The 8731-nt window shown below is 66.9% G+C and carries 9 protein-coding genes and 1 pseudogene; 4 read left to right on the forward strand and 6 right to left on the reverse strand.

Annotated elements, in window-relative coordinates; genetic code table 11:
• The 3 genes from RMO40_RS11670 to RMO40_RS11680 all read right to left on the reverse strand — a co-directional run.
• Window positions 1–1005 (reverse strand): diguanylate cyclase domain-containing protein (locus RMO40_RS11670; RefSeq protein ID WP_309720965.1); only part of this gene is annotated, 1005 nt, incomplete at its 3' end.
• Complete coding sequence (locus RMO40_RS11675) at window positions 1002–1442, reverse strand: YfiR/HmsC family protein (protein ID WP_309720968.1); 441 nt, start codon at window positions 1440–1442, stop codon at window positions 1002–1004. The genes RMO40_RS11675 and RMO40_RS11670, both read right to left, overlap by 4 nt.
• Before the next feature lie 92 nt (window positions 1443–1534).
• Window positions 1535–3580 (reverse strand): TonB-dependent receptor domain-containing protein, encoded by a 2046-nt coding sequence (locus tag RMO40_RS11680; RefSeq protein WP_309720971.1) that lies wholly within the window; start codon window positions 3578–3580, stop codon window positions 1535–1537.
• A 235-nt stretch (window positions 3581–3815) separates the two neighbouring features.
• Between RMO40_RS11680 and RMO40_RS11685 the strand changes: the two genes are divergently transcribed.
• From RMO40_RS11685 to RMO40_RS11700, 4 genes are read left to right on the forward strand one after another with little or no spacing between them, the layout of a single operon-like run.
• Window positions 3816–5042: a PQQ-dependent sugar dehydrogenase gene (locus RMO40_RS11685; RefSeq protein WP_309720974.1), complete on the forward strand. Its 1227-nt coding sequence runs from the start codon at window positions 3816–3818 to the stop codon at window positions 5040–5042.
• 37 nt (window positions 5043–5079) lie between these two features.
• The gene (locus RMO40_RS11690) at window positions 5080–5943 is read left to right on the forward strand and encodes a 3',5'-nucleoside bisphosphate phosphatase (RefSeq protein ID WP_309720991.1); all 864 of its coding nucleotides are present in this window, start codon (window positions 5080–5082) and stop codon (window positions 5941–5943) included.
• Complete coding sequence (locus RMO40_RS11695; protein WP_309720977.1) at window positions 5940–6908, forward strand: EamA family transporter; 969 nt, start codon at window positions 5940–5942, stop codon at window positions 6906–6908. The genes RMO40_RS11690 and RMO40_RS11695 overlap by 4 nt, the downstream gene beginning before the upstream one ends.
• Before the next feature lie 17 nt (window positions 6909–6925).
• Window positions 6926–7558, forward strand: coding sequence for an L-threonylcarbamoyladenylate synthase (locus tag RMO40_RS11700; protein ID WP_309720980.1), 633 nt, complete (start codon window positions 6926–6928; stop codon window positions 7556–7558).
• A 4-nt stretch (window positions 7559–7562) separates the two neighbouring features.
• Here RMO40_RS11700 and RMO40_RS11705 read toward each other — a convergent pair whose 3' ends face one another.
• From RMO40_RS11705 to RMO40_RS11715, 3 genes and pseudogenes are all read right to left on the reverse strand, one after another.
• Window positions 7563–7922, reverse strand: coding sequence for a RidA family protein (locus tag RMO40_RS11705; RefSeq protein WP_309720982.1), 360 nt, complete (start codon window positions 7920–7922; stop codon window positions 7563–7565).
• Window positions 7919–8563, reverse strand: coding sequence for a glycerol-3-phosphate 1-O-acyltransferase PlsY (gene plsY / locus RMO40_RS11710; protein ID WP_309720984.1), 645 nt, complete (start codon window positions 8561–8563; stop codon window positions 7919–7921). The genes RMO40_RS11705 and plsY overlap by 4 nt, the downstream gene beginning before the upstream one ends.
• Window positions 8564–8593: 30 nt before the next feature.
• A pseudogene (locus RMO40_RS11715) lies at window positions 8594–8731 on the reverse strand (Cys-tRNA(Pro) deacylase); the annotation flags it as partial.

The raw sequence follows: 8731 nt of genomic DNA on the forward strand, positions 1-8731 counted from the left end.
GAACTGCGCCACACCCACGCTGCCGCGCACGCGCAGCTCGTGCACGCCCACCTTCAAGGGCTCGTCGAAGGCCAGCATGGCCGCCTGTCCGAGCAACTTCATGTGCATGGCGTCGGACACACGCGGCGACAGGATCACGAATTCGTCGCCGCCGAAACGAAATGCCACGTCGGACGGCCGCATGAACTTCGTCAGGCGTGAAGCCAGCGCGCGCAAGAGTTCGTCGCCCACGCCATGGCCCAGCGTGTCGTTGACGACCTTGAAGTCGTCGAGGTCGAGCAAGAGCAGCGCAAAGCCATCGCTCGTGCGACCCACGGTCTCGATCAGGCGCTGGATCTGCTCGTTGGCCGCATGGCGGTTGCGCAAGCCGGTGACCGGATCGTAGTAGGCGAGGTAGTCGAGCCGCTGCTCGGTGGCGTCGAGCTCGCGGCGTATGCCGAACACCAGCGCGAAGGCCAGCGCAAAAGCCAGCACGCTCGCCAGGAGGGTGATGGCGACATAGGTGGCCACACGTTCGTGCAGGGGCCGCAGGCTGACCCTGAGGTGGACACTGCCGACCTCCCGCGTGCCTTCGCGCACCAGCGCCCTCACGTGCAGGCGTCCGTCTTCGAACACATGCCCCTCTCTCGGCAAGCTCGCCGGGGTGTCGACATCGCCGGCGGGCACGCCGGGGGCTATATAACGGGCGACGGTGTGCCCCTGCGCATCGTGCAGGTCGGCACGCTCGATGGCCGCCGAGGACTGAAGGCCCACCAGTGTCTGCGTCGCCGCGGTGACATCGTTGAACAAGACGGCGGCCGAGCTGTTTTCGGCCGCGATGCGGGCCTGGGCCGTCACGTCGTCCACCAACGCGACGCGCTGCGAGACATAGACGAAAACGTCGAAGATCAAGCCGGACACCAACAAGGCGGTGCACACGCTCACCACCACCGCGCGAGTCAGGCGCCGCCCGAGCTGCGGGCCGGTCGGTGTTCGAAACGGGTCTTTGCGGCGTTCGGTGTTCATCGGTCGTTCACCCGGCGCGCCAGCCGCAGGAGCTTGGAGCTGAGCTGCAGCCGCGCCTGTCTGGCGGCTTCCAGGTTGACGTCGAAGCCGACGCGCCCGCCCACGTGCCTGAGCACAATGGCGGCCTGGGGCGATGGCGCCTCCACGTCATCGCTGATCACCAGCACGGGGGTCGGGCTCGTTTTGATCGCGGCCTGGCGCAAGGTGTCACCGGCATCCAGGTAGAGCACGTGACAGGGCGCACGAGAGGCCCCGGACGGCAGATCCCGCACCTCGAGAAGCTGGTTGCGAATCGGCCGCCCCTGCAGGGCTTTCAGGGGTGCATTGAGGGCATTCATCGGGCTCACGCACAAGACCATGTTGACGGTGCTCGCAGCCACCGCATCGGTGGGCCACTCCACGAACAGCATCAGGTTGAAGACGATGGCGGCCTTCAACTCCTGCTCGTCCACCGCCCACGCGGGCGATGACCCCAGCATGGCCAGCAGGGGCAGCAGTCGAGTCCAGCGGCGTACGAACACAGGCATGCCTAGAACGCGAGCTTCAGCTCGATGCGCCAGCTCAGCCCGTCCTGCGGCGAGGCGGGTTGCAACACGGAGTCGCTGCCGGGGTCGTCGGGCCGGCGGTCGAACACGTCGTACGCACTGAACGAGAGGTGGCTGCGATCGCCATGCCAGGCCCGCGACAGGGTGAGGCTGGTCACGCCATAACCCGCCACTTCGCCGCGCCGGCTGACCAGCACGGTCTGGGAGCCGACGGTCCAGCCGCTCGCCACGGGCTGCACCAGGGCCAGCTTGCCCAGGCGCAGCACGGAATTGCTCGCCACACTCTGCTCGGAATCGTGGTGCGCGCTTTGCACGCTGTAATTGGCACGCAGGCGCGCACCTGCCGCCCACACGCGCTCGAACTCCAGCTCCAGGCCGCGGGTGCGCATCGAGGCGAGGTTGTTGAAGACGAGCAGGTTGTCGGACGGGTCGACGGTTTGCACCAGCAGCTTTTCAGCGCGGTTTCTGTAGGCCGATGCGAGCCAGCGGCTGGACAGCGACGGCCGGTACTCCAGCACCGCCTCAGTGCCGCGTACACGCTCGTTCTGCAGGTTGGCGTTGCCCTTGTAGCCGATGGTCCCCTCGATGGCGTAGTAACGCTCGTACGCGTTGGGCGCGCGAAACGCCCGGCCGTGGATCAACTTGAGCACCACCTCGTCGTGGGGCCGGGAGATCAGCGCCAGGCGCGGGCTGAATTCAGACGATGTGGTGCCATCGGAAATGCGGTCGTAGCGCAGGCCGGCCGTGATGGACGTGCGCGCAGACACCGCCCATTGGTCCTCGGCAAACACCGACTGGCGCGAGCTGCTGCGGTGGTCGTCGAGGTAGACCGTGGTGGTCGGATCCACGTCAAGGTTGCCTTGATCGCTGCGGGGCGACTTCTGCAGATCCAAGCCCACCACCAGCTTGTGGCCGCCAAAGTGCTGGGTGTAGAGATTCGTTTCCAGGCCCCACCAGCGCGACTCGGCCAAGTCGCGGTTGAGGGTGACTGGCGGATAGTCCACCATGTAGTCGCCCTGGAAGGCGTAGCGGCCGCCGTAGACCCTGAGTTTCCACAGGTTGGCCGCATCGATCGGGTGCGCCAGGGCCACATCGGCCAGCGTGATGGCATCGCGGTAGGCATTGCGCGTGTCACCAAACACCGCGCCGGGATACGCGGTGGCGCCTTTCGTGCGGTCGGCGTACACCAGCGTCGCCGTCACGTCGGCCTGCTGGTATTTGAGATAGAGCTGCTCGCCGCGCTCGTGGTCGGTGCGCCGGCTGACGCCGCCATCGGGGTCGGAGTCGAGCGACACATATTTCACATCGCTCCCGCCCGCCCGGCGCTTGTTGGCCGATGCCAGCAGCTGGCCGTGCTCGCCAATGGGCTGGGTGGCCGAGACGCGAAGCTGGCGCCATGCGCCGCTGCCCGCGATCACCGACACATCACCGCCCGATCGAGCCCCGGCACTGCGTGTCACCACGTTGACCACACCGAACAGCGCGTTGCCACCGTGCACGGCCGAGCCCTGCCCCGGAATGAATTCGATGCGCTCGACCAGATCGATGTCAAGCGGGAACTCGGTGCCGAGGAAAGCCTGGTCGAACACCGTGTCGTTGACGCGGTTTCCATCAATGAGCAACAAAATGCGCGTGTTGTAGTCGCCCGCCGCGGCGTAGCCACGCACGCCCAGATAGGCGTAGGTGCGATCCGAAGAAACCACCAGGCCACGCACCGATTGCAGGGCTTCGCCCAGCGTGCGGTAACCCAGCACGCGTATTTCGTCGGCACCGATCACAGTTGCCGACGACGCCGACTCGCTCAGGCGAAGCGCAAACTTCGACGCCGCCGTGACTTCGAGATCGAGCAACCGATCCAGCGAGACCGAGGCCAGGTCTTGCGCGAAGGAAGCGCCCGCCATCGCGCTGAAGAACCACGCCACAGCGCACACCCGCCAACGCCTTGTGTCGCGCTGCGCCTTGTCACCCACTTGCTTCACCAGGTTCTCCAGAATGGCCAGCGTGTGGTCGGCGCACAGGGCGCCGATCACGCGGCTCACCACGCCCGCGCAACGCCCGGAAACGAGATGACCCTTCGGTGGTATCGGCCGGCCATGCAATTTGTTGAACCCGCCGAACTTAGTTCGTGAGTTTTGCCACCAAGGTGCTGAACCGGCGCAGAGCTTTGGCCACCGCATCTCCGGTTGCATTCGGTTTCGGCAGCTGGTCTGCCGGCTGATCTACTTCCTGGAACGCCTTCTGCGCACACCCCCGAGGACAAGAATCGTGAGCAAACCCCAGAACCCTGACCTGCAGCGCCGCGCCGGGCTCGCCCGACTGGGCGCGCTGTTCGCTGCCATGGCAGTGGCACCCCTGGCCAGCTGTGGTGCGGGTGACGACAGTCCGCCGCCGCCTCCGCTCTCGCCTGCGCCGCCCTCGGCGCCGGCCCGCGCCACGGTGATCAACAGCACCTTGGCCAGCCCCTGGGGCATGGCCTTCCTGCCCGATGGCCGCATGCTGATCACGCAAAAAGGCGGCAGCATGGTGGTCTTGAGTGCCGATGGCGCGACCAAGTCCAGCCCGCTGGCGGGCGTGCCTGCGGTGGTGTCGTCGGGCCAAGGCGGCCTGCTCGACGTGGTGCTCGACCCCGACTTCACGACCCCCGGCTCCAACTGGGTGTACTTTGCCTATTCGGAGGCGGGCACGGGCGGCAGTGGCACGGCAGTCAACCGAGGCCGGCTCGACCTGACCAACGGGCAGTTGCTCGACGTCCCGCCCACGCCGATCTTCAGGCAGCTGCCCAAGGTCGGCGGCGACGGCCATTTCGGCTCGCGGCTCGCCTTCCGCGCCGACAAGACACTGTTCATCACACTCGGTGAGCGACAGCAGGGCAGCCCGGCGCAAAGCCTCTCCAGTCACCTGGGCAAGGTGGTGCGCATCAACCGCGACGGCAGCATCCCCAGCGACAACCCGAACATGGGCGCGGGCGCCTCCCCGGGCATCTGGAGCTACGGCATCCGCAACCCGCAGGGGGCCGCCATCCACCCCAGCACCGGTGAGTTGTGGGAGCTGGAACACGGCCCGCAAGGTGGTGACGAGCTCAACATCGCCCGCCCGGGCCAGAACTACGGCTGGCCCAACGTGAGCTACGGCTGCAACTACGGCGCCACCAACGCCGGCTGCGAAATCGGCGGCGGCGTGCATGCGCCGCAATACCCCGAGCCGGTGAGTCGCTGGCCTGCGCCGGGTACACCCACACCCTCCTCGTCGATTGCCCCCAGCGGCCTCACCTTCTACACCGGCAGCGGCTTCCCGGAGTGGCAGGGCAATGTGTTCCTCGGTGCATTGGCCGGCACCGCCTTGTGGCGCGTGGTGCTCAACGGCAATGCGGAGGTGTCGCGCGAGCGGCTGTTCGCCTCGTTGGGTCAGCGCATCCGTTGCGTGAAACAAGGCCCCGACGGATGGCTGTACTTTCTCACCGACAGCGGGCGGCTGTACCGCGTCGACCGTTGACCCTTGGCGGGCAGCAGCAGGGGCTGCTGCCTACAATCTGGCGGTGAGCATTCTCAACGCCGACCTGCACTGCCATTCCGTCGTCTCCGACGGCACGCTCGAACCCGAGGCCCTGGCGGCACGCGCGCGTGCCAACGGCGTCGACCTGTGGGCCCTGACCGACCACGACGAGGTGGGCGGCCAGCACCGCGCCCGCGAAGCCGCAGCCGTGCACGGCATGGCCTACCTCACCGGCACCGAGATTTCGATCTCCTTTGCCGACGTCACGGTGCACATCGTCGGCCTCGGTTTCGACCCCGACAACGTGGCACTCCAGGCGGGCTTGCGTGCCACACGCGGTGGTCGTGAAGCACGTGCCCGCGACATGGCAGCGAGCCTGGCCCGGGTCGGCATCCACGGCGCCTTCGAAGGCGCGCTCCGCTACGTGAGCAACCCCGAGCTGATCTCACGCACCCACTTCGCGCGGCACCTGGTCGAGAGTGGCGTGTGCAACGACACCTACGAGGTGTTTCGCAAGTACCTGGTGGAAGGCAAGCCCGGCTACGTGCCGCACCGCTGGGCATCGCTCGGCGACTCGGTGCGCTGGATCACGCAGGCCGGCGGCATCGCCGTCATTGCCCACCCCGGCCGCTACAAGTTCACGCCCAACGAGGAGTACGCCTTGTTCAGCGAGTTCAAGACCCACGGCGGCCAGGGCGTCGAGGTGGTGACCGGCAGCCACACCACGTCGGATTACGCCAAATACGCCGACACCGCGCTCGAGTTCGGCCTGCTGGCCTCGCGCGGCTCCGACTTCCACAGCCCCATCGAGAGCCACATGGACCTGGGCGGCCTGCCTGCGCTGCCCAAGAAACTCACCCCCGTGTGGGAGGCCTTAAGCGAGCGGGTGCAGCACCCGTGAGCCGGGGGCCGTCACTGCCGGGCGGCGCCAAGGCCCGGCCCCTGCTGGGCATCGGCCTCATCCTCACAATGGGCGTGTGCTTCGCCACGCTGGACACCACGGCCAAATACCTGGGGCAGGCGCTGCCCGTGATCGTGGCCCTGTTTGCACGTTATGCGCTGCAGGCGCTGATCATGGGTGCGTGGCTGGCCGTGCGCTGGGCGCGCGGCGGGGGCAACCTGTTTCGCAGCGAACACCCGCGCTTTCAAACCCTGCGTGGCTCGCTGCTGCTGGCCACGAGCGCGCTGCTGTTCTTCGGCATTCAATACATGCCGGTCGCAGAGTTCACGTCGGTGGGCATGCTCACGCCGGTGCTGGTGACGGTGCTGGCCGCCACCTTCTTGCACGAGCACGTGTCGGCGTTGCGTGCGACGCTCGTCGTCGGCGGTTTCATCGGCGCGTTGATCGTGGTGCGCCCGGGCAGCGGGCTGTTTGGTTGGGTGGCGGTGATTCCGTTGGCGATGGCGCTCATCTACGCAGGCTTTCAACTGCTTACACGCCAGCTCTCGCACCTGGAGCACCCGCTGACCACGCACTTCTACACCGGGCTGGTGGGCACGGTGATCGTCGGCATCGTGGCGCTGGCGTTTCAGCCGCTGCAGGCCTGGGCCGCGCTGCAAGCCGCACCGCCGTCGATCTGGGCGCTGCTGGTGCTCGCGGGCTGTGCGGGCACGGCCGGGCACCTGTGCCTGATCCTCGCGCTGGGTGTGGCGCCGATGCCGGTGCTGATGCCCTTCACCTACATGCAGATCGCTTTCGCCAGCTTCACTGGCTGGCTGGTGTTCAAGCACGTGCCCGACGGCTGGGCCTTCGTCGGTATGGCGGTGGTGGCGGCGTGCGGGGCAGCGTCGGTATGGCTCAACCTGCGCGAGAGCGCCGCGGCGCAGCGCATCGCGCCAAGTGAATCGGCTCTCACGGCCGAATAGCGGCAAACTCGGCGCCCATGCCCAAGTTCATTGAAGTCCACCCCGAGAACCCGCAGATGCGCCTGCTCCAGCAGGCCGCGCAAATCTTGCACGACGGCGGCATCGCGGCCGTGCCCACCGACTCGAGCTATGCGCTGGTCTGCCACCTCGACGACAAGGCCGCAGCCGAGAAGCTGCGCCGCATTCGCGAGGTCGACGACAAACACCACCTCACGCTCTTGTGCCGCGATTTATCTGAGCTGGCGAGCTATGCGCGTGTGGACAACAAGCAGTACCGCCTGCTGAAACTCGGCACACCGGGGCCGTTCACCTTCATCCTGGAAGCCACCAAGGAAGTGCCGCGCCGTGTGTCGCACCCATCGCGCCGCACCATCGGCCTGCGTGTGCCGGAGCACAAGATGCTGCAAGAGCTGCTCGACATCTTTGGCCAGCCCTTGTTGTCGACCACCTTGATTGCACCTGGCGAGACCGAGCCGATGAACGACCCCGATGAACTCCGCGAGCGCGTCGCCGGCCAGGTGCAGGCGGTGGTCGATGCCGGTGCCTGCCCGATGCAACCGACCACGGTGGTCGACCTCACCGGCGAGCTGCCGCTGCTCGGGCGCATCGGCCGGGGTGACCCGGCGCGGCTCGGCTTGAGAGCCGAATAGGCGCTCAGGCCTTCAGGGCCGCCGTTACCACGATCTCGATCTTCCATTCCGGCTTGGCGAGCTGCGCCTGCACCGTGGCGCGTGGGGGCGCATCGCCGGGTGCGACCCAGTCGTCCCACACCTCGTTCATGCCTTTGAAGTCAGCCATGTCGGCGAGAAAGATCTGCGCCATCAGGATGTGCGCGTTGTCGGTGTGCGCTTCGGCGAGCAGCTTGTCGACCATGGCCAGCACCTGGCGCGTCTGGCCGCGAATGTCTTGCGTGGTGTCGTCGGGCACTTGGCCGGCGAGATAGACCGTGCCGTGGTGAATGGCCATCTCCGACAGCCGATCACCCACATGGAAACGGCGCACTGCATGGGTCATGACTTCTTCCCTTTGTGTGGTGTCGTCGCCGCGGCCTTCTGGCCGAGCTTGCTTTCGGTGCCGGCGATGAGCTTCTGGATGTTGGCGCTGTGGCGCCAGACCAGCAGCAAGCCCATCACCACCGTGACCAGGGCGATCGGGCCGCCACCCCAGATCAGCAGCTGGTAGAACGGCGCGAACACCGCCGCCACGATGGAGGCGAGCGACGAGTAGCGAAAGAAGGCCACGATGATCACCCAGGTGAGCAAGGTGGCCAGACCCAGCCAGGGGTTGAAGGCCAACAGCACACCCGCCGCCGTGGCCACGCCCTTGCCGCCCTGGAAGCGAAAGAACACCGGCCACAGGTGGCCGAGGAAAGCCGCGAGGCCGACGAGTGCGATCGTGCCCGTGCCCAGGCCGTAAGGCGCGCCATACAGGTCGACCAGCAGCACCGGCACGTAGCCCTTCAAGGCATCGAACAGCAGCGTGAGAATGGCGGCTGCCTTGTTGCCCGAGCGCAGCACGTTGGTGGCGCCGGGATTGCCCGAGCCGTAGCTGCGCGGGTCAGACAGGCCCATCACGCGGCTGATGATCACGGCAAACGAGAGCGAGCCGATCAGGTAGGCCACGAGCACGGCGGCGGCGGGGTAGAAGGTCTCCATCAGTGAGGGGCTGGTGTTGTGGTTGTGCAGCTATTCTGCACCGGCACATTGCACCGGCTTGGCATTCAGCAGCTCGACCAGCACCTGTGGCGCGATGCCCACGAGGTAGCCACGCCGCCCGCCGTTGATGTAGATGCGAGGCAAGTCCAGCACGCTTTGCTCCACGTA

It is taken from the genome of Rhizobacter sp. (assembly GCF_031412075.1).
Classification (GTDB): Bacteria; Pseudomonadota; Gammaproteobacteria; order Burkholderiales; family Burkholderiaceae_C; genus Rhizobacter.